This is a genomic window from Kocuria palustris (genome assembly GCF_016907795.1).
GTDB classification, from domain to species: domain Bacteria; phylum Actinomycetota; class Actinomycetes; order Actinomycetales; family Micrococcaceae; genus Kocuria; species Kocuria palustris.
Genome location: NZ_JAFBCR010000001.1, coordinates 578,047 through 598,209, shown reverse-complemented (window position 1 = coordinate 598,209; position 20,163 = coordinate 578,047). Strand labels below are relative to the sequence as shown.

The 20,163-nt window shown below is 61.6% G+C and carries 14 protein-coding genes, 1 tRNA gene and 1 pseudogene; 7 read left to right on the top strand and 9 right to left on the bottom strand.

Annotated elements, in window-relative coordinates:
• Nucleotides 1-9 precede the first annotated feature (9 nt).
• Nucleotides 10-86, top strand: a tRNA-Pro gene (locus JOE55_RS02555).
• 53 nt (nucleotides 87-139) lie between these two features.
• Here JOE55_RS02555 and JOE55_RS02550 read toward each other — a convergent pair.
• Nucleotides 140-391, bottom strand: a complete 252-nt coding sequence (locus tag JOE55_RS02550) for a hypothetical protein (RefSeq protein WP_204781931.1) — start codon at nucleotides 389-391, stop codon at nucleotides 140-142.
• A gap of 196 nt (nucleotides 392-587) precedes the next feature.
• Here JOE55_RS02550 and JOE55_RS02545 point away from each other — a divergent pair, with 196 nt between their 5' ends.
• Nucleotides 588-1,760: an SHOCT domain-containing protein gene (locus JOE55_RS02545; RefSeq protein ID WP_204781930.1), complete on the top strand. Its 1,173-nt coding sequence runs from the start codon at nucleotides 588-590 to the stop codon at nucleotides 1,758-1,760.
• Nucleotides 1,761-1,919: 159 nt separating this feature from the next.
• On the opposite strand, the pseudogene JOE55_RS12990 reads toward JOE55_RS02545, so the two are convergent.
• Nucleotides 1,920-3,089 (bottom strand): annotated as a pseudogene (locus JOE55_RS12990) (IS3 family transposase); the annotation flags it as partial.
• Nucleotides 3,090-3,482: 393 nt separating this feature from the next.
• Here JOE55_RS12990 and JOE55_RS02530 point away from each other — a divergent pair.
• The 3 genes from JOE55_RS02530 to JOE55_RS02520 all read left to right on the top strand — a co-directional run bounded on the left by JOE55_RS02530 (nucleotide 3,483) and on the right by JOE55_RS02520 (nucleotide 8,578).
• Entirely contained in the window at nucleotides 3,483-4,472 is a 990-nt protein-coding gene (locus JOE55_RS02530; protein WP_204781927.1) for a hypothetical protein, read from the top strand.
• Complete coding sequence (locus JOE55_RS02525; protein ID WP_204781926.1) at nucleotides 4,457-8,086, top strand: DEAD/DEAH box helicase; 3,630 nt, start codon at nucleotides 4,457-4,459, stop codon at nucleotides 8,084-8,086. Before JOE55_RS02530 ends, JOE55_RS02525 begins: the two co-directional genes overlap by 16 nt.
• A gap of 180 nt (nucleotides 8,087-8,266) precedes the next feature.
• Nucleotides 8,267-8,578 (top strand): transposase, encoded by a 312-nt coding sequence (locus tag JOE55_RS02520; protein ID WP_204781925.1) that lies wholly within the window; start codon nucleotides 8,267-8,269, stop codon nucleotides 8,576-8,578.
• Here the strand turns inward: JOE55_RS02520 and JOE55_RS02515 are convergent.
• From JOE55_RS02515 to JOE55_RS02490, 7 genes are all read right to left on the bottom strand, one after another.
• Nucleotides 8,540-9,613: an IS30 family transposase gene (locus JOE55_RS02515; RefSeq protein WP_420871001.1), complete on the bottom strand. Its 1,074-nt coding sequence runs from the start codon at nucleotides 9,611-9,613 to the stop codon at nucleotides 8,540-8,542. The genes JOE55_RS02520 and JOE55_RS02515 overlap by 39 nt on opposite strands.
• On the bottom strand, nucleotides 9,505-10,032 hold the full coding sequence (locus tag JOE55_RS13530; RefSeq protein ID WP_420870974.1) for a transposase: 528 nt from the start codon (nucleotides 10,030-10,032) through the stop codon (nucleotides 9,505-9,507). Before JOE55_RS13530 ends, JOE55_RS02515 begins: the two co-directional genes overlap by 109 nt.
• A gap of 285 nt (nucleotides 10,033-10,317) precedes the next feature.
• Nucleotides 10,318-13,116 (bottom strand): class I SAM-dependent DNA methyltransferase, encoded by a 2,799-nt coding sequence (locus JOE55_RS02510; protein WP_204781923.1) that lies wholly within the window; start codon nucleotides 13,114-13,116, stop codon nucleotides 10,318-10,320.
• A gap of 502 nt (nucleotides 13,117-13,618) precedes the next feature.
• Complete coding sequence (locus JOE55_RS13525) at nucleotides 13,619-14,281, bottom strand: class I SAM-dependent methyltransferase (protein WP_420871000.1); 663 nt, start codon at nucleotides 14,279-14,281, stop codon at nucleotides 13,619-13,621.
• 77 nt (nucleotides 14,282-14,358) lie between these two features.
• On the bottom strand, nucleotides 14,359-14,991 hold the full coding sequence (locus tag JOE55_RS02500; RefSeq protein ID WP_204781921.1) for a hypothetical protein: 633 nt from the start codon (nucleotides 14,989-14,991) through the stop codon (nucleotides 14,359-14,361).
• A 682-nt stretch (nucleotides 14,992-15,673) separates the two neighbouring features.
• Entirely contained in the window at nucleotides 15,674-16,333 is a 660-nt protein-coding gene (locus tag JOE55_RS02495; protein ID WP_204781920.1) for a hypothetical protein, read from the bottom strand.
• Between the two features lie 497 nt (nucleotides 16,334-16,830).
• Nucleotides 16,831-17,841 (bottom strand): IS481 family transposase, encoded by a 1,011-nt coding sequence (locus tag JOE55_RS02490; RefSeq protein WP_204781919.1) that lies wholly within the window; start codon nucleotides 17,839-17,841, stop codon nucleotides 16,831-16,833.
• Nucleotides 17,842-18,402: 561 nt separating this feature from the next.
• On the opposite strand from JOE55_RS02490, the gene JOE55_RS02485 reads away from it, so the two are divergent.
• The gene (locus JOE55_RS02485; RefSeq protein ID WP_204781918.1) at nucleotides 18,403-18,603 is read left to right on the top strand and encodes a hypothetical protein; all 201 of its coding nucleotides are present in this window, start codon (nucleotides 18,403-18,405) and stop codon (nucleotides 18,601-18,603) included.
• A gap of 57 nt (nucleotides 18,604-18,660) precedes the next feature.
• Nucleotides 18,661-20,121, top strand: coding sequence for a sodium:solute symporter family protein (locus tag JOE55_RS02480; RefSeq protein WP_204781917.1), 1,461 nt, complete (start codon nucleotides 18,661-18,663; stop codon nucleotides 20,119-20,121).
• The last annotated feature ends 42 nt before the right edge of the window (nucleotides 20,122-20,163 follow it).

Sequence of the window (20,163 nt, the reverse complement as noted above, 5' to 3'; positions counted from 1 at the left end):
CAACGTCCACGGGATGTGGCGCAGCTTGGTAGCGCACCTGACTGGGGGTCAGGGGGTCGCAGGTTCAAATCCTGTCATCCCGACCATGTGATGTCGCACGACATCGGAATAGCCGAACCTACGGTTTTCGTAGGTTCGGCTATTCGTCTTTCCGGGGTCTGTGGCGTTGTGGTCCGTATGGCTTGCCGGTGGGCTGGTAGTCGCGGTTCGGGTTGAGAGTGAGCTCGCGGAGGATCTCTCCGGTGGCGGCGTCGATGACACGGATTTCCAGGCCGTGCACGAGCAGCAGGACGTAGGTTCCTGCGTAGGTTCGTCCGATCCCGATGTGGTGCAGTCGGCCTTTGTGCCGCAGGGTCACTACGCCTGCTTTGTCGATGCGGTCGGTGCGCACCCGGTCGTGGATCTGGGCTGTGGCGATGGTGTTGGCGGCTGCTTTGGGTCGGGTCGTGGAGGCGGGGTGCGGGGTCGCTCGGTGGGGGAGCAACCGGTGGGGCCGGTGGCGGTTGAAATGGGCGCCGAACGGACTGCGTGAAACATCCCAAACCGGGTTAGAATGTGCCGAAGGCTGCTATGGAGAGGTGGAGTGCATGGAACCTGAGATCACCGAGGCTGCGAAGTTTGATAACAAGCCGAAATCACTTGCCAAGAGAATGGCGAACCTCGATCCTGGTGAAGAAGTATTCTTTATCGGAAATTGTCCGGGAATCAGTGATGGGCTGAACAGCTTTTATTTAACTACATACGGATTCGCTGGATTCCTGTGGTCGAAGATTGAGCAACGGTTTATGTATCGTGATGTCGCTGGGTACAGTGACACCAAGAAGGGCGGAGTGATCATTCGCCTTAACGGCGATGCGCGTGATATTTCGATTCAGAAACTGAATTCAGAGGAGCGATTCGCGCTCAAGGCAGCATTGGATATTTTTCCGAGACTCGGATCGAATATCGAAGCATGGCACGCCTGGGTGGATCGCCGTAAGGAGCTTGCTGCTGAATATGTGCCGTCGCAGAAAGAAATTGCTAAAGAGGCGCGTAAGGTTGAGGTCGCTGAGCGGGAAGCTTCTGCAATAGTAGGGGCAGATTATCAACGCTCCCTCAAGGAACGAGCTGCGACGAAGACATGGCCCAACACGCGCCTTCCAAATGGCTCACCCAACAAGGCGAGCGGGCTGATAATTCTGCAGCATTGTCACGATGGGGAAGAGCCGTGGTTTATATTGAAAAGTTTTCAGGCTGGCTGTTTGGCTTGCTTTGATGACCGGCTTATGGTCGTCAAGGCTGGGAATATGCAGGGATTTATGGCCGGGGCAATGTTTGGAGGTCGAAGTGCGACCTTCTACTTCCATGACATTAACGCCATTGAGTTCAATAAACAACCATTTGGAAGCGTGCTCGAGATTCTAACCGCCTCCTATCGGGGGACCGAGAATCATGACTTCTGGCGAGGAGCCTCAAAAGGTCGCAATGCGGATGCCGGCGATCCGTGGACCCTCAGCAATACCTTGCCTATCGACAATCGCGAATATTTAAGCGCCCATGCTGAAATGTCGGAACTGCGTCGACGAATCGCAGACGCAAAGCGGCCTGTTGTTTCCGCCCCCGCTCCAATGGCTCCCTCAGGGGGGCGGCCGGCGACAGAATCGGCAAACGATCTTGTCTCCCAGCTCGCGAAGCTGGGAGAGCTTCGAAAGACTGGCGTACTTACTGATGAGGAATTTCAAATAGCCAAGTCTCGGATGCTCTCGGACCCGAATTCTTAAGGGCTCGAAGAAGGCAATGGACTCTTGATGCGCTCTGATTGAATCGGGTCTGGTCCTCTGTAGCTAATTTACGGGTTCGCGGGCTTGGATGAGGGCCTCTTAGTGCAGCGTGTTAGAATTTGTCGGGGTGAACATTTCCAGCGTGCCGTGTAGCCGCTAATTGTTGTTGTACCACTCCCCACAGGCTGCGGTCGCGAACTCAATATCGGAGAGTGTCCTGTAGGGGCCGGCGTGGAACACCGTGGTGCGGATGCACTCGGTCTTGAACAGGCCCTTCACGGTCTCCATGAGCGCGTTGTCATACGCATCGCCGACGCTGCCGATCGAGGGCTCGATGCCCTCCAAAGCCAAATGCTCGGTGTAGCGAACAGATGTGTATTGAGCTCCCGCGTCACTGTCACTGATCAGAGCACCGGGCGAGACAGGGTGCCCTTCACGATCGCGCTGCCACTGCGCGATCCGCAGCGGAGTCATCACGAGATCGGTGCGCATGCTCGAGCTGGCGTGCCAGCCGACAACGCGCTGGGCGAACACGTCCACGACGAACGCGACATAGACCAACCCGGCCCAGGTCCTCACATAAGTGAAGTCGCGACCCACACACGATCTGGCGCTGCTGCGCTGAAATCACGATTCAGAAGGTCACCGGCACGTCTGCCATCGGCCCCGGGGGGGGGGGGGGGGGGGGGTAGTGGTGCGCAGCTTCTTCGACCGGCGGATTCCCTCGAGCCCGAGACTGTGCATCGCGCGGTCGACTGCTCCACGGGAAGTGCCGGCCAGACCTGCTTGGCGGCGCAATAGCGCGAGCCACTTCCTGCGCCTGTAGAGACCTTCTGGCGTCATCATCAGCTGCCCGGTAACCGGATTCACGGCCCAGACCAGAGCACGGATCTTATCTTCGACCAAGGCGTCTATGACGGTCCGGGCCGCGATACGGGCCGGACGCCTCCAGGCTCAGTAAGTGCGTGCAGCAATCCTCAGGCCCTGTTGATCCAGGGCCCGCAGATCGACTCGACTGCGTAGCCTTCGGCTCTCATCTCGTCGATGAAGGCAAGGATCAGCGGTTGCGGGGGTCGAGCTCCCCCGCGAAGAAGATCGAGGCCCGACGCAGAATGTCACTGTCCTCGCGAAGATGCTTGTTCTGCGCCTTGAGACGCTGGACCTCGGCGGACTTCACGCTCGTGACGCCGGGACGGGTCCCGTCGTCGACGTCGGCTTGGGCCAGCCAGCGGCGCACGGACTCGTTCGAGACCCCTCCTGGCGGGCCACCGCGGCCACGGCATCGGTCACGGTCGGGTACGGTTGCGCGTGCTCTTGCACGAGCCGCACTCATCTGGCGCGCAGCTGGGGATCGATCTTCTTCGGCATGCTGTCCATCCTTCCGGTCTCAAACAGCAGAGGCAGCAAACCCGGGCCGATTCAGGGTGTAGTTGAGATCTCTGGAGCCTCAGTGGCCAATGGAAGGTACACCCCGAATGGATGCAAGCATCCTAGCGCGCACACTTCGCCGAAACCTCGGCGGACCTGTCCGTCGGCGACCGATATGACTGGAGTCATGCCGGATACGAAGCAGAACCTTCGCGGCAGATTGACGCAGTCATTCCGCTGCGCCCCGCTCGCCGTCACCACGGCTGGGAGGCACCGCAGTGCCGTCTGCCGATATGCTCGGACCGTTGTGGCGTCTGACGCGGCGTCTGCCGGATGCGAAGGAGGAAACACGCGGTGAGCGCGACATCGACGCCGGCCAAGAAGCAAGGGAAGAAGGCTGCCAACAAGGTCGCGACGGCCTCCGCAGCCAAGGCAAAGGCAGTCGTTCCCGAGCCAGTACCGATTCCGATCCCGGCAATCCTCGCCCTGGCGACTGCGGGCGCTCAGGGCGACAGGCTTCACGCCTTCGCGGACGCCGCGCTTGACGACGCTGTCATTGGCGGGGTTTGTCGCTGGCATCACGCGAAGGTTCTGGCCTTACCTGATGACAAACGTGCCGCGATCGCCTGGATCTTGGCGCAAGCGGTCATGCGGGCCCGCACCGGAGGCGGTAACGCCTTCGACATTTGGCACACGGCCATCACCACCGAGACGAAGCTGTCGGGGAAAGACGCCAGGCTGGTTGAACTGTTCATCGACGACGTCTTCGGATTGCCCGGCGGCGTCAAGCCCCCGGCGGACCATCTACTCGGACACGTGGGCGAATGGCTCTGGTACCTCCACCTGTCCGAGTTCGCCGAGGACCACCGTGCGATTTTGAACCTGGAGTCACCGAAGTTCGGCGTGACTGAGCAGGGAGCAGACGGTCTGGCGCTGTACGAGTCCCTGACCGGGGGAGACACATCCTTCTGCCTCTGGGAGATGAAGAAGCTCACCGGAACAGCGCCGATGTCCGGAACCACAGGGAAGGCCTACCGCCAGCTTCGTAAGAAGGGCGGCAAGTATCTAGCGAAGCTCACCAAGAGCTACGCCGAACAGCCTGGGCTGGTGGGACAGTTGGGCAGCGAACTCGCCGAGCTGTGGGTGGAAGAGAGTTCGCGGGCCGGCGTCGGAGTCAGCGTGGCAACGGATCGGGTCCCGCCGGAAGCTGCGCCGTTCACCACGATGGGCACCCATTTCCCACAGTTCGACAATCCAGGCCAGCTCGAAGGCCTGCTGTTCACCGTCGAAGACCTCTGGCAGCTCGCCGTCACCGTTCGGGAGTACCTGTGGACCGCGCTCTAAGACCAGAGTTCGTCGCCGAGGCGCTCGGGGAGCACGCCGAAGGGATCGTGCTGCCTACGGTCGAACAGCTCATCGACCTCATCGCAGCAGTTGAGGTAGGCGCCTTTGCCGGTGCGGACGCCGTCGACGAACAACTGCTCGAAACGGCCTGGTACCTGCACGGCGTCGCCTCAGCCTCCCTGGCGGCAGATCTTTACACGGCTGCCAGGCAGCAGCGTGCCTTCGCCGTCTCCGCCCACATCTTCGATCTGGCACTGAACACGTCGAACCTCAGCCTGATGGACCGGTTGAACTACGCGTTCGCTGCACAGGTCGGATACCGCCGCGCAGATCTGGACCCGAACGCCACCGCCATCTGGCGGCGAGTAGACGCCGACCTAGACGACAGTCCGCCACACGGTCCGAACGCCGGGGAAGCACAGAGCGTCTCAACGGAAGAACCCCCGGACGACGAAGCGGATCGGTCGGGCGAAGACACCGAGCCGGATACCGAGGCCATCACCTCAGGCATCGGCCTACCCCGCGGCAGTGCCTTCTCCCTTATGGCGCTGCGAGCAGGTATCGCGTTCTTGGGCCTGGACATCGGGCGTATATCCGAACTACTGACAACCTGGCGGGCAAACGTCGAGGATATGCGCGACATCATAGGTACCGGTTCCCTGGTCCCAACCATGTTCGGGCCAGCTGAGCAGGTTGTCCAAGCCATCGAGGATCTCGTCGACTACCTCCGCTACGGGCAAGGCACGAGGCTGGAGACTGCACGGGCCGCCCTGCAGTCGGTTGTCGACCTCTCAGCAGGACAAGGAGACACAGACTCACGCTGGGTAGCGGCCCACCTGCTGACCATCGCCGACGGGTTGGAGGACTCCAGTATCTGGAGCGTGCTGCCGCCTGACAGCCCGCCCGAACTCGCGCAGGCCTTTACGATCGGCACACCCCCAGTTCTCACCCTCTGGCCTCCACAACGGGAACTACTGCGCCGCACCGAACTCAACCCTCTCGACCCGGCGACCAAGAGGCTGCTACTATCCGTGCCCACGAGCGCCGGAAAGACGCTGCTTGCCCAAATCATCATGTGTCACCACCTGGCCACGGCATCTGGCGACGTCTGCTATGTGTCGCCGCTGAGAAGCCTCGGACGTGAGATGCGCCAAGCGCTGTCCAACCGACTCCGGATCCTGCACAAGAGCCTCGGTGATGACCTCCCCGACTTCGGGTCGATGAACCTGAACGACCTGCTCACATTCTTCAGCGAGACGACCAGCGCAGCCTCGGTTGAAATCATGACCCCTGAGCGGCTCTCACACCTTCTGCGCCGCGACCCGGATGGCGCCCTCGGGCGCTTCACGATGTTCGTCATCGATGAGGCGCACCTCGTTGCTGAACCGCACCGCGGGTTCCTGCTCGAATCACTCCTCAGCGTCTTGGGCACATCCGATGCTCGCCTGATCCTGCTCTCCGCAGCGATGGGAAACGCGCAGCAAGTCGCTTCCTGGCTCGACGACAGCAGCCCCAACACTCTGTTCTCGTCCGACTGGCGCGGCCCCCGCAGGCTTCACAGCGTCCTCAACAGCGAGATCGTGTGGGACAGCGAACGCGAACTGAAAACAAACTCGGTCGCCTACCCCGTCCGCAAAGAGTTCGATGTGGTCGGCAAACTCCGAATCAAGCCAGCTGAAGCTGCGACTAAAGTCCTGTGGACCCATAGCGAGCGTCCGCTCGGCGTCAAGCGACTCGAGTACCCGGCCGGCGACGGCAAGACCCGGGTCGGCAAGTCGACTGCTTTCTACAAGATTTGCGCCAAGACAGCCCGTGCCTTCCTGCCGGCAGGAAGCCTTCTGATGATCGTCACCAGGCGCGACTACGCACGAAACGCCGCGAAAGTGATGGCGGCTGGGCTTCCGATCAGCGACCGGACCGAGAAGCTGATCGACTTCCTTGTCGAACGACTCGGAGTCGAACACCCCCTCATTGAGTGCGTCAGGTACGGGGTCGGCTACCACCACGCGGGCCTTCCTGTCGACGTTCTGGACGCGCTTGAGCAGGCCATCCGCTCGGAGAATCTGCTCGCACTCGTGGCCACGTCGACGTTGACCGACGGCGTGAACCTGCCGGTTCGGACGGTCCTAATTGCCGAGACCTCCTATCCGGCCCAGGACAGATCGCAGCACTACGACGCCGCTCGGCTGCTGAACGCGGTGGGCCGGGCGGGCAGGGCAGGTCGCGAGACCGAAGGCTGGATCATCCTCGCGCTGCAACAGAAATCGAAGACTTCAGATTTTGACAAGCTCCGCCCTGCCGTAGACGACCTGCTCATCGAGTCGACTCTCACCTCGGACGAGGCGTTGGAGGCCTTGGAGGAAGCGGAAGCGCTGCTGGCATCCAGCGCCGACGAACTCTTCACGCTCGCCGATTCCGCAGCAGCAAGCTTCGCGTCGTTCGTGTGGTTCGTCCTGTCAGCCCACCAGAGGCTGGAGGAACTGGCGACCAGCAACAACATCATCGCCTCCGTTAAGCGACTCCTCGCCTTCGACCAGATGTCGCCGGATTTGGCCGCCCGATGGATGGCGTTCGCCCAACGGATCGCCGGAATCTACGAACAGGCACCCACCGACAGCCGGCACCGTTGGGCGATCGCGGGAACCTCCCTAGGTAGTGCTCGCGAACTCGAACGGCTCGCTACGCGCGTAGCTGACCTGGTCACGGCGACCTACCCCGACCCGACCGACGCCGGCCTCGCACGCGTCCTCACCCTCCGCGAGGCGCTCGACGTGCTCGACGAAGTCACAGCCTTCCACACCCTGCTCGGGCTCCCCGAAGGCGGAAAGGTGTGGACCTTCAAGGAGACTCCCGCAAAGCGCGAGACTCTGGAAATTGAAGTCGTACCTTTCTTGCAGGGATGGCTCGAAGGTCTCGACATGCCCTCGCTCGCAGCAGCGACACAGCCCATGGTCTCCGACGCCGCCTGGCGCCTTGAGCAGACTGTCGACGCCATCAGCCGCGCCGTCGAGCACTTCTTCAGCTGGACCGTCGGAGTCCTCGTCGAACAGGCAAACCGCATCCTGGGCGAGACCGACGCGCCGGTCCGGCTACCCCAGGATCTGCCACTGATGATCAGGTACGGCGTGGACACCCCGCAAGCCGTCGCGATCCTGAGCCGCGGTGTCCGCTCAAGGCGCCTGGCCCACGCCGTCGGCCGCAAGGCCGCGGACATGGGGCTTCTGCTTGACGAGACGATCCCTTGGCTCCGCAAGCTGCACATCGCCGGCTGGGTTGACGAGTTCGACGCAACGACGCGCGAAATCGAGGACCTGGCAGACCTCACACGCGATATGTCCGCCACCAGCCTGCTGCGACAGCTGCTTTCCTCCGCTGAAGCAACGGCCAACCTGCACGAGCCCATGGACCCGTACCCGCCGTCCGAGATTCCTGTCTCGCTGAGGGCGGGCGGAGCAGCTGAACCCATCGAAGTGTGGACCGTCGGCGAAGCCTCCTACAGGATCGGTCTTGTTGCCGCTGAGCATCATGCGGACTACATCGCACTGGTTGAGGCGGGTCTGTCGTTTTCCGTGAGAACCAAGGGAGGCGTCCTCGCCATTCGCGCTGACAGCTGACGGACGCGCCCGACTTTGAACTCGGGCAGCCGCAGGCCGGTTTCAGATGTCGGAGCGGTGCGCCTCGGAAGCTCGGCGGGCATTCGTAGCTACGCCCTCGTCTCGACAGTTCTGAATCCGCGTCATTCTAGGCGGTTTGAAGCGCCCTTGGTTCCGAGCTTCCTGAAGGAGAATCGGATCATGCCCAAGAAGTTCACTCCCGAGTTCCGCGAACGCGCCGTGCGGATGGTCTTCGACCGCCAAACCACCGAGGGCGGACCACGCGCCGCTTCCATCCGGGTCGTGGCCGAGTCGCTGGGCTGCGGCCCCGAGACCCTGCGCGCCTGGTGCAACCAAGCCATCGCAGCAGGCAAAGCCAACCCCGCAGCCCCCACCGACGAGAGCCTCAGCGAAGAGAACCGCAGGCTGCGTCGAGAACTCGCCGAAGCACGCCGCGCCAACGAGATGGCGGATTCAAGCGGTGGGCGCAAGGAACTCTGCGAGCTTCTCTGATGGTGTCAGATAGCCCAGCGTCTTGCGGGGGCGTCCGTTGAGGCTGTCCTGGATCGCGTCCAACTCCTCGCGGCTGACGACGCTCAGGTCGGTGCCTTTGGGCAGGTACTGGCGCAGCAGGCCGTTGGTGTTCTCGTTGCTCCCCCGCTGCCAGGGCGAGTGGGGATCGCAGAAGTAGATCGGGATTCCTGTGGCGATGGTGAACGCGGCGTGCTTGGACATCTCCGCGCCTTGGTCCCAGGTGATCGTTCGAATCAACGAGGACGGCAGCTTGCTGATTGCGGCGCGCATCGCGGCCTCGACCTGCTCGGCGCTCTTGCCGTCGGGCAGGTGCAGCAGCAGTGTCATTCGCGTCGAGCGCTCAACGAGCGTGCCGATGGCGCTGCGGCTGCCCTCGCCGAGGATGAGATCTCCTTCCCAGTGGCCTGGCACGGCGCGGTCGTCGGCTTCTGCGGGGCGCTTGCTGAGCATGATCATGCCGGGGATGCGGCCGCGACCGTCCGTGGTTCCGCGGGGCTTGCGGGCCGCTCTTCCGGACCGCAGGCACCGCGCCAGCTCACGGCGCAGTTCGCCTCGGCCCTGCACGAACAGCGACTGGTAGATCGTCTCGTGGCTCACGCGCATCTCCGGGTCGTCGGCGTGATCCAACCGTAGGCGCGCTGCGATCTCCTCAGGTGACCACAGTTGCTCCAGCCGGCTGGCGACCTCCTCGAGCAGCCGGCCCGACGCAAGCTTGAACGGCTTCGGTCGACGCGCCTGCTCGCGGGCACGTTCATGACCACGCCACGCCGAGTAGCCGCAGCGACCCCCACCGCGCTTCACCTCACGGCTGACGGTCGACACCGCACGCCCCAGCTGCTCGGCGATCGCGGTGAAGGTATCGCCGCGATTGATCCCGAGCAGGATCTGCTCGCGCTCGTCGATCGTCAGACAGCCCTGACGTGGCTCCCACCCGAACGGCCTGGCGTCAAGGTGCCTGCCGGCGCGGGCCATGATGCCGACCAGCGGCGCGCTACAGCTGATCTCCTTGGCGATATCGACCAGCCGCCAGCCCCTCGCGTGCAGCCTGAGCGCCAGCTGCTTCTGCTCCCGGCTGAGATGACCGTGCTTGCCCTGCATCCGGATCCTCCTGTGATCAGTGACTGCCTCATCTCACAGGACTCGTTGCACTGACCGCTTGAATCCGCCATCGCGTTGGCCCGTCGCAGCTCGCGGACTTCTTTCTCCAGCTCAGCCAGGCGGTTGGCATCTTCGGTGGTCGTGCCCGGGCGATCGCCGGCGTCGATCTGGACTCGACGGACCCAGCCGCGCAGCGTTTCGGGGTTGATGCCGAGCTGCTCACCGACTCGGCGGAAGACTCCTCGCTGCGAGCCGGGATCGTCTTCCAGGGCATCGAGGACCATACGAACCGCTCGCTCGCGCAGCTCGTCGGGGTACTTGCGTGGTGCAGGCATGACAGGGAAGTCCTTTCCGTGGCTTCACTGCCTCCATCATCCCCGGGGCGAGACAGGGCATGAGCGGGCTGCCTGGCTTCGGATGGGTTGTGTAGGAACTTCCATCCTGTGGCGAAGGGGCCCGCCCGCTTCATCTGCGCACGCCGCTGGTGACAAGAACCTCATGCCCCACAACAGCTAGGCCGATGAACGACCAAGAGCCCCACAGCATCGATGCTGCGGGGCTCTCGTCCGCCCTATCAGTCGCCGATCTCGCGGCCCTGATCCTTCTCGCAACTGTCTTCGTCAGGCCGCCCCGACAGCTGCGCTGTAGAGCCCGAACAGGTGTGCCACGAGATCCTTCTCCTCGAGGTCAGACTCGAGCCCGTATGCCTGTTCCACAGCGGCGTCGAGAGCTACGTGAGCGGCGAACAAGGCCGGGTAGAGCATCTCTGTGCCGGGCTTGTACATCCCAGCAAATGACATGCCGTGGGTGTCAGCGAGACGCGCGCGCTCGTCCAGTATCGCCTGTGCGAGGTCCCCGATCTTCTGGCGAGTTTGATCGTCGACATCGGGCCACACGAACGTGTTGTAGACGAGGCTGCTCGCGTAGCGGGTGCGAGCGTCCAGTCTCCCCCCAACTTGCTCGAGCCAGGCGTTATGCATGCGACTGGTCAAAACGCCAAAATCATATAGCGAGGCGTGCGGCATGAAGAACGCCAGGTTGCTTGGAATTGTGCCATTGTCAATAAACCCCATCGGGAAATACCGGCGAGCTTCAGAAGTAACACCCGGTACTAGCAAATACGGGGCGTCGACATCGCCCGCCGGCATCTGCTGGAAGCGCCAAGGAACATCACGGCCCGCATAGGCAGCGCCCGTCGTCTTCTGCTGCGAGCGCCACTCACCACACGCACGGATGCGCTCAACCAGCACGGGATGAGACGCCAGGGCCGGCAAGTCGTCCGCCGTGACCCAGATGCAGTAGCGCCGCTTCCCCTGGATGAACTCCTCGGCTCCCGTGAATGGTCGCAGGAACCGCAGCGCTTCGGGGTCCGTAGCGGCCAGCTCGTCGTATTGACCTGCGCTGAAGATGAGGAATTTGTGGTCGGCGGGCTTGCCGCCGTAGACCATCGGCGTCGCCCCGCTGAGAGGCTTCGAGCGACTTTCGATGAAAACGTCGTGGAAGTCCACCAAGTACGCGTTGATGTGGCCTGCGACAGATTCCGAGACGCCGCCTACGCTGTAGTCCCACAACCGTTTCGGCGAATCGTTCACGTAAGAGAAGCCCACGATGATCACCGTGACTTGCGCAGCCCCCCTGCTCTCTGTCGTCCACTTGAACGAACGATGTGCGAAGTTGATGACCAGCCCATCGTCCATGAGCGGCTTCCACAGAGAGGCGACCTGCACGCCTTGCGTGATGGAGTTCGTCGAGACGAGCGCAGCCTTGCAGCGTGTGCCCTTCATGTACTGGGCAGCAGCCTTGACCCAGCAACCCACGTAGTCGATGCGTCCAGCTTTGGTTCCAAACCACAATTCTCGCTCGGCGTGCTGTTCGTCGGAGAGCTTCCCGACGAACGGCGGGTTGCCGATGATGTAGTCGCACTCCACCGGGTCGAGCACCGTGGTCCACTCGGTGGTCAGCGCGTTGCCCAGCACGATGTGCGCCGAGTCCCGCAACGGCAGATCCTTGATCGCGCCATACACCACCGTTTCGGCCTCGGCATTGGCCTGCAACTCAGCGATCCACAGTGCAGTCGTAGCCACACTCACTGCGAAATCGTTGATCTCGATGCCGTGGAACTGTCGCAGCGATACCTTCAGGGGCGAGGCCTCCTCGGTGACGGCGTAGGCCACCTGGTCGTTCATCAACACAGAGAGGATCTTGTTCTCGAGCTTGCGCAACTGGAGGTACGTCTCTGTCAGGAAGTTGCCCGACCCACAGGCAGGGTCGAAGAACCGCAGCCCAGCAATCTTGTCGTGAAATCGCATCAGGTCGTTCTTGCGCTTGCGCTCGCCGATGCCCTGAGCCTCGACAATCCCGTCCAGCTCAGCCTTGAGAGCATCGAGGAACAGCGGATCGATCAGTCGATGAATATTCTGCGGTGAGGTGTAGTGCATACCGCCGCTGCGCCGTGTCTCCGGGTTCAGCGTGGACTCGAAGACCCCTCCGAACACGGTCGGCGAGATCTGCGACCAGTCAGTGCCCATACTGACCTCATCGAGCAGCACGTCGAGGATCTCCTGCGTGAGGTTCGGGATCTCCACCTCGTCGGAGAACAAGCCGCCGTTCACGTACGGGAACGCCTTCAACAGATCACTGGCGTAAGGATCGCGCTCATCGGGCGAGCTCTTCAGCTGGACGAACAGCTCCTTCATGGCTGCACGAGCCCCCGAGGCCGGGACGGGTTTGAGGTACTGATAGAACGCGTTCTTCGGCAGCAAGCCAGCATCTTCGGCGAACAGCAGGAAGACCAGCCGCACGCATAACACGTTCAGCGAATGCTGGGACGCCTCGCTATCAGGATCGATGTACTGCGCCCGCAAGAGGTCGTAGAGCTTGCCGATCAGTGCGCCCGCATCCAGCGACACCCTCGTCTCACGGCGCTGGCGCTCCAGCTGCGGATCGACCAGGAAGTCCAGCAGATGCAGCTGCTCCGGCAGCTCCGCCAGCCGGAATGACTCGAAATTCGACTCCGGCAACTCCACATCGAGGTCGTGGATGCGGAACTGGTCGAAGTCGCAGACGATGATCGTGTCGGGACGCTCTGAGTTGCGCAGCGAGTCGGCATAGCGCTTCGCCTGCTCGAACGGGGTGACCATCTGGCCCTGCCGCTGCTCGGGCTTGTCCAGGTCGACGCCGAGCGACTTCTGCTCCACCACGGTCTTCGCGTCACGGATGGTGACGTCCATGTAGCCGCGCTTCGCCGTGCTGGTCTCGAATCGCACGCTCGTGGTCACGTCGGTCATTCCGACCACATCCCGAAGCAGCTCCAGCCAGAACGAACTGGTATCGCCCTTCTCGTAGCCGCGACCTGCCCAGCGCTCGGCAAAATCGCGCGCTGCGCGCTTCCGGTCGGCGTCGATCCTCTGCGTGGTCATCTCTGTCCGCCTTGCTGTGTGCTGGGAAAGGATCGGTCGATCCAGGGGGCGTCACGAAGTCTATGTAGCGGACTGAGTCTGACGCCGGAAATCGTGATGTCCAATGTTACCGGCGGCACAGCCGTCGCGGGGGAGGACTGGAGCAGCAATTCCACTACTCGGTGTCTTCTCGAGGAGGCGCCGAGGACCGGCTGGCCGACACCTGCACATCGTGCTCTACGCACGTGACGCGGACAAGGGCACGGAAGCATGTTGCACATTCTCTGCTGCGACGCCGGTGAACGACACAGATTTTGTGTCTCCTACTCGTGTAGCAGACCCCAGCGCCGCTACCCCATCGGTCACTGCTGCGTACTCTTGGGCGTACTCGCGCATCAGTAGCACGTATCTGTCGCGATGCTAGGGGTCGATTGCCTGCAGGAAGCTATTCATCCTTCTTGAGTTAAACGGGAACGATATTAAGAGTTGGCCGATTCAAAGTGAATCGAGTCGCCATGTCGCCCTAACCCCATGCAATTTGAAATGCGATAAACCGAGGATAGGGGAACTCGACCTTTGACTCAGTCCCGCGAAGTTCGCAAATTTCGTCAATCCGCATGTTACATAGGCGGAAAGCTTCCAAGTAGAATGCGATTGGGCGATGGACATGCGTTGTCTGAAAGGTGCTTGGAAAATTCTTGGTCCTAAATGGGGCCTCGATCAGCACCTCGTCTAAATAGTCAAATGCCGGGTCGTCGTCGTACCCCCAATATTGAGGCCAAAATGACGGGTGGGTTATTGTGAAGAGCCCCTGCGCATATGGCGCGATTTCAACAATCCGTCGACACGCTTTCTTTAAGTGGAGTGTATCCATGAGGACCATGTTTGCAATCACGAGATCGGAGCTTTGGTGATTGGCGCCAGGGGTCCAGTCTTCAATTGTGGATACGTAATATTGTGGTCCAGGATAATTTTTTTTCGCGATCTCGACGCTTACTGAGCTGGGGTCAATTCCAATTACATTATTCCCCATTCGGTGAAGTTCAGCTGTAAGTTGCCCCGTGCCGCACCCCACGTCTAGTATGTGGTGGAAGCCAGCGGATCTCTGCAGTATCCAAGGGCGTAGAACTTCAGTGAAGCTACTATCCAGCCCTGAAGATACTTGACTTTCTCTAATTGGCGCCATCCTGTCCCACTCTGCTGTAATCTCGGACTGCGTCTTATTTGAAACTATTTTCATTAGGCTCCTTGCTCTCCATTCAATTATTGCCGGTCGGCTCTCGCGGCGAGTCGAGCAAGATCCTTGGCCAGGAACAGGACTGGATCGGATGGATCGGTCACTTCACGAATTGTGTGCTCATCCTTTCCGCCGTGACCGATAGCCAGCCATGCATCAGATCGTTCAGCATTTATGAGGGTAAATGAACTTTCCACCAGCCTACTTCGTGCGCCTTTGCCTTGAGCTTTGTCATTGTTATAGTAGTGAGCGGTAGCCCCTTTGCTGACAAGTTCTGCACTTCTTTCGTTTTCTCTGGGCATGATCAAGGTGAGTGATTTTTTCTCTGCTTTCCTCGCCAATGTATCGATCTCCCGTTCGGTCGCCCACGAGAGATCATTCGAGCACACGACGCACCTGCCCTCTGATTCAAAGATGCCATTCATATAATCACGAATATCTGCATTTTTGGTCTTTCCGTGAAATTTCCGCGGTTCATCCCTTTTTGTATTATGAATGTCAAAGAAGGCGGATCCTATTGCTATTGCGACTAATATGACGACAATCACCCACACCCAAACGGGTCGGCCTGGTCCACCCCAAAATGATAGTGCTGCGCCGACAAGCAATGACGAAATTGCGATTGAATGGGTGGCAGTCGCTCTTTGAAGTGATGACATAATTGTTCATATATCCTAGCCGTTGATCTGCATTCTGTGGCGCGATTGGGGTGATCGCGACAAGCGAGATAGTCAGTATCTGACTTTCTCGTAATTAACGGAAAACGTGAATGGACACGTGGAGACACCCTGCCCCTAAAGCTGCCGCAATTATTCCCACTGAAATATCGTCTTTTTAGAATAGGGAACAGTGTACTTCGGGGGTCTTTGTCCTCCTTCGGAGCGAGTGATCCACCGGGCGGAGTTGCACACGTCTCAGCGGTGTCAGGTGGATGTGTTATTCACTATGAGAACGATTTGTGGCGTCGTTCCCGGGTCAGGGGGTAGCATCCGATTCAACATTGGTCAGCTCTGTTGCTGGGTAGGAATCCCCTTCCCTCCCCAGTCTGGGTCGCTGGCTTGGTCGGAGCATGCATGCAGGTCCTGCGGCTACGTTGACCGTCGCAGGGTGAATCACCTCCTGGGCTCTATTCCGATTTCAGGGCGTCGCGGGTGCGGTCATCACTGCCTCTGTGTAAACATTCTCGATTATCAACATGCCTCTTCCGGATAGCCGGGGGAGTTGATGTTGTTCCGCAAGCGGGCCCAATTCGATGTCGCGACCTCCGCTGCCGTCAAGACTTTTTGGCTATACCGGTGACTGACTTTAATGGGACATAGGATCGAGTATCATTTTTGAAGTTTACCGGCAGGGGCCCATAGCCCCGATTTTAGGCGTCATCCACTGTCCTAATTCCTGTTTTCGGTGTCCATTCCCATGTTTCACCTGCGGGGTCACTGAATCGCACTTGTTCAACCTGTGATCCGGAGACTTGAGAATCGATTCGTAATTATCGAGCGTAGCTACATGAATTGGGAAACCCCACTTTCGATTCTTGTCTCCGCTTTTTACGAAATAGACTCCAGGGGGGAATGTTTCGAATGTGATGGCTGTTCCGTAATGATTGCCGGTGCAACGTATCGCCACGTCATGAAAGACGGTGGCAGCCGGTCCCCGATTGGACACAATCACGCCCCAGTCGTCGCCGTGCTTTGCCCACCACGCCTGTAAGCTTCCGGCCATGTTTCGCTTTTCGCGAGCAATTTCATCTTCCACTCGCTTCTTTTCTCGATCTTCACGATCACTTTCCCTTCGGTCTACCTCTGATTGCTTGAGGTCGAGTTTTTTCTCTCGTTCGCTGGCTATCTCTCGATTCTTTTCGGCGTCTTCCTTCATGTCCAGGCGGGTCTGTTCTGCTGTTGCGTTTGCGCCTCTTGCGTACGATAGCGCGAAAATGCTCAAGATTGTTCCAGTGCCACCGGCTGCCGCCGACGCCAATTCTGCAATACTTCCGAGTTCCATTGATTGTCCTTGGGTGAATTGTATGCGGATGAATATTGTCCTCCCGCGGTACTTACTTCTTTTGACCTCGGCTAGCTTCGGCGGCTCATGTTTCCATGTGACTCCGGGGTTGGTGTGCTTCTGAGGTCGCGGAGCTGGTTCCTTGCGGGAGGACCAGGGACAGCTTTGCTGATGAGGCCCAGGAGCAACAGTAGTTTCCATGTATGGGTCGGGATGTGACGCAAGTCGTATGTGCGTTTCAGCTCGCCGACTCAGCTGAATGCAAGTCTGAACCGTGCGGGTCTTGGAAGCGTCCCTGACTGTGCCTGAAGCCAATGGTTGTCATGTGCCGCTATGTTCTGTTCGTCAACGGAGCCATCCTTGGACTACTGTCCCTGTTCCTGGCCGGTTCCTCCCTGAATAACACAGGCGAGGACCCTGGCAGCTCGTCCTTTGCAGACCTACCTGCCGCCAACTTCCGGGGTCGATTTTTCGTTACCCGCCCCGACTTGGTACATCTAGATGTAAGAGGGCATGACGTTATTGGCTCGGGCCGGGACGTGTGAGGCCGGGGGCTGATCGCCACAGGCGGTATGCGGTCGATGGTAATTGAAGTGGTTGACCCACACCCCGATCGCATCCCGTCGGGCGTGTTCGCTGGTGTAGGGGCGGGCGTAGAGCACCTCGTCGGCGAGCAGGCGGTTGTACCGCTCCACCTTGCCGTTGTGGCGCGGTGTGTAGGGGCGGATCCGCTGGTGCCGGCTCGCGAGGGCCTCGACGGTGCGAGTGAAGTCGCGGGCCTTGTAGTTGGCGCCGTTATCAGTCACGACCCGGTGCAGCCGGGTGATGCCGTGGGCGGCGAAGAAGGCCCTCGCCCGGCAGAAGAACCCGATCGTGGTCACCGCCCGTTCGTCCTCGAGGGCCTCGGTGTAGGCCAGGCGCGAGAAGCCGTCCACGGCCGAGTGCAGGTAGGTGTAGCCGACCTTCGCCCCGGGCCCCCGCTTGGCCGCCTTCGCGGCGTCGGATCCGCGGCCGTGGGCGCGCCAGCCGCCGCCGTCGGGGATCTTGCCGACCTTCTTCACGTCGAGGTGGATCATGTGTCCGGGCCAGGCGGCGCGGATCCGTCTTGGAGTCCTGCGCGAGCTCTCGCCCTCAGGGGTCAGATCCCGAAGGCGGGAAATCCCCAGCCGGTGCAGCCACCGGCCCACGGTGCGCAGACTGATCGCCACAGCGCGGTCGATCAGGTGACGATGGATGCGCCTCGCCGACCATTTGCGCTTCCGACGGAGGGTCTCGATGAGCTCCACGACCGCCGCCGGGGTGCGCGTACGGCTCTCGTGCGGGGTCGAGGGGCGGTCGACCAGCCCGGCCTCACCGTGCTGGAGGTAGCGGGTCACCCAGGTCGCCACGGTTGGTCGGGAGACGCGGAACTCCGCGGCCACGTGGGCTTTGGGGATCCCGTCGTCGAGGTGGCGCAACACCATGCGCAGCCGGCCGGTCGGTGTCAGGGGTGCGTTAACGTGAGTCATGAACGGGCTCTCTCGTGCGGATGTTTGTGTAGGAACTTCCATCCTGTGCCGAGGAGCCCGTTCCTCATCTCATCGACGCACCCGCGCCAAGAACCTCATGACCCACAACATCTAGAGGTCGACGTTGCCGACGATCCCACCACTGGACGGCTCACCGGGGAGGATGGGTACTACGTGCACTCGCCCTGCTTCGAGGGCGATGCCGAGCCCGATCACGGCGCGGGGATCTATGACTTTGAAGGCGAGCTCGTGTGGATGCAGCCGGTCGATGGGGAGGGCGCGGACAACTGCTTCGGCGTTCGCGTCCAGCACTACCAAGGCCCGCGTACTGACACACTATCGTGGCCCCAACTACTCCCGGGGTGAAGTGGAGATCACGATGTTCGACAGCTCTTGTCAGCAGATCGCCACGGTGACCACCGGCGGAGATACCGGACCCAGCAGCGCGGACGTCTGCGACACAACGATGACCGACCGCGCCACCATGCTACTGGGCCCCTACCACCTCACACCACAGGACCTCGGCGCTGGGGGGTGATGCGATGGACGAATGGGTGCCCGATGGATGCATCCATGAGGTCGACATCGCCACCGGCTCGTTGGAGTTCGCAGGTTCGGCAGCCGATCTCATCCCCGACGCCTCACCACGGCGGCGACGGCTTTGGGGCAGAGATTCCGCTGGAGCAGGGCGTGCGGCACGTCACAGTCGAGGCGCTCGACGACAATGGCCAGGTGCTGGCCACCGGCACGCCGCAGGACTGACCTGCTGAACGGAACACCGCCTGACCCTCACGGGCGAAAGAGCACCTGGAGCAGCCCATGAACATCGCCATCATCCTCCTCTACCTGATCGCCATGGTCGCGATCGGGCTGATCGCAGCCCGTCGGGCCCGCAGCGCCGAGGACTACCGCGTGGCCGGGCGCCGGCTCGGGCCAGTGTTCTACACCGGGACCATGGCCGCCGTCGTCCTCGGTGGAGCCTCCACGGTCGGCGGGATCGCCCTGGGGCACACGTACGGGCTGTCCGGGATGTGGCTCGTGGTCGCGATCGCCGTGGGCATCCTGGCGCTGAGCCTGTTCTTCGCCGGGCGGATCGCGTCGCTGAAGATCTACACCGTCTCCGAGATGCTGGCGCTGCGCTTCGGGGCGGGCATCGCCTCGCGGGTCTCCTCGATCGTGATGCTGGCCTACACCGTGATGCTCGCGGTGACGTCCACCTCCGCCTACGCCTCGATCTTCACGGTGCTGTTCCCCATGGGGCGGACTTCGGCCATCCTGCTGGGCTCCCTGGTGGTCATCGCGTACTCGTGCCTGGGCGGCATGTGGTCAATCACGCTGACCGACATGATGCAGTTCCTGTTCATGACCATCGGCATCTTCGCGATCCTGCTGCCGTTCTCGCTCAGCGCCGCCGGCGGCTGGTCGGGCCTGGGGGAGCGCCTGGATACCACCTACTTCTCCCTGGACGGCATGGGCTTCCAGTCCATCATCACGATGTTCGTGATCTACGGCTTCGGCATGCTGATCGGGCAGGATATCTGGCAGCGCGTGCTCACCGCGCGCTCGCCGCAGGTCGCGCGCTGGGGCGGCGTCCTCTCGGCGGTCTACATCGGCATCTTCGGCGTGGCCGGTGCGGTGATCGGCATGGCCGCCGCCGTCGTGCTGCCCTCGCTCGAGGTCCCCGACGACGCCTTCGCCCGCATGGCAGTGGAGCACGTCCCCGCGGGGCTGGGCGGAATCGTGCTGTCGGCCGGTGTGGCGGCCATGATGTCGACGGCCTCCGGCGCGCTGATCGCAGCCGCCACGGTGGCGCGCGTGGACGTGCTGCCGATGCTGAAGGGTGCCGTCTCCAGCTCCGACGCTCCCGCCGGCGAGGAAGAGGTCTCCGGCGACCGCCGCTACATGATCGTGCTCGGCGTGGCCGTGACGATCTTCTCGGTCCTGGTCCCGGATGTGGTCACCGCGCTGACGATCGCTTACGACCTGCTGGTCGGCGGGCTTCTGGTCGCGATCCTGGGCGGGCTCACCTGGCGGCGCGGCAATGCGGTGGGGGCGGCGAGCTCGATGGTCGCCGGTGCCATCGCCGTGGTCATCGGGATGATCGCCTTCGGCGTGATGGCCAATGCGCCGATCTACATCGGCCTGGCGGTCTCGGCGGTCGTGTTCGTCGCCGTCTCGCTGGCCACCCGGCCCACGGATCCCGAGGTGCTGCGGTTCTGGGACGAGCGGCTGGCGGCTCGGGAGAGCACCGCTCCGGAGGAGCGGGCCTCCGCGGCCTGATCAGCCCGACGACGGCGCGGCGTGCACTTCAGCGGTGCACGC

Bases quoted from the DNA above. Each gene is read 5' to 3' on its own strand.
- JOE55_RS02490 (WP_204781919.1), bottom strand. From the start codon at position 17,841: ATGACTCACGTTAACGCACCCCTGACACCGACCGGCCGGCTGCGCATG.
- JOE55_RS02510 (WP_204781923.1), bottom strand. From the start codon at position 13,116: ATGACCACGCAGAGGATCGACGCCGACCGGAAGCGCGCAGCGCGCGAT.
- JOE55_RS13530 (WP_420870974.1), bottom strand. From the start codon at position 10,032: ATGCCTGCACCACGCAAGTACCCCGACGAGCTGCGCGAGCGAGCGGTT.
- JOE55_RS02485 (WP_204781918.1), top strand. From the start codon at position 18,403: ATGGATGCATCCATGAGGTCGACATCGCCACCGGCTCGTTGGAGTTCG.
- JOE55_RS02500 (WP_204781921.1), bottom strand. From the start codon at position 14,991: ATGTCATCACTTCAAAGAGCGACTGCCACCCATTCAATCGCAATTTCG.
- JOE55_RS02545 (WP_204781930.1), top strand. From the start codon at position 588: ATGGAACCTGAGATCACCGAGGCTGCGAAGTTTGATAACAAGCCGAAA.
- JOE55_RS13525 (WP_420871000.1), bottom strand. From the start codon at position 14,281: ATGGCGCCAATTAGAGAAAGTCAAGTATCTTCAGGGCTGGATAGTAGC.
- JOE55_RS02520 (WP_204781925.1), top strand. From the start codon at position 8,267: ATGCCCAAGAAGTTCACTCCCGAGTTCCGCGAACGCGCCGTGCGGATG.
- JOE55_RS02480 (WP_204781917.1), top strand. From the start codon at position 18,661: ATGAACATCGCCATCATCCTCCTCTACCTGATCGCCATGGTCGCGATC.
- JOE55_RS02495 (WP_204781920.1), bottom strand. From the start codon at position 16,333: ATGGAACTCGGAAGTATTGCAGAATTGGCGTCGGCGGCAGCCGGTGGC.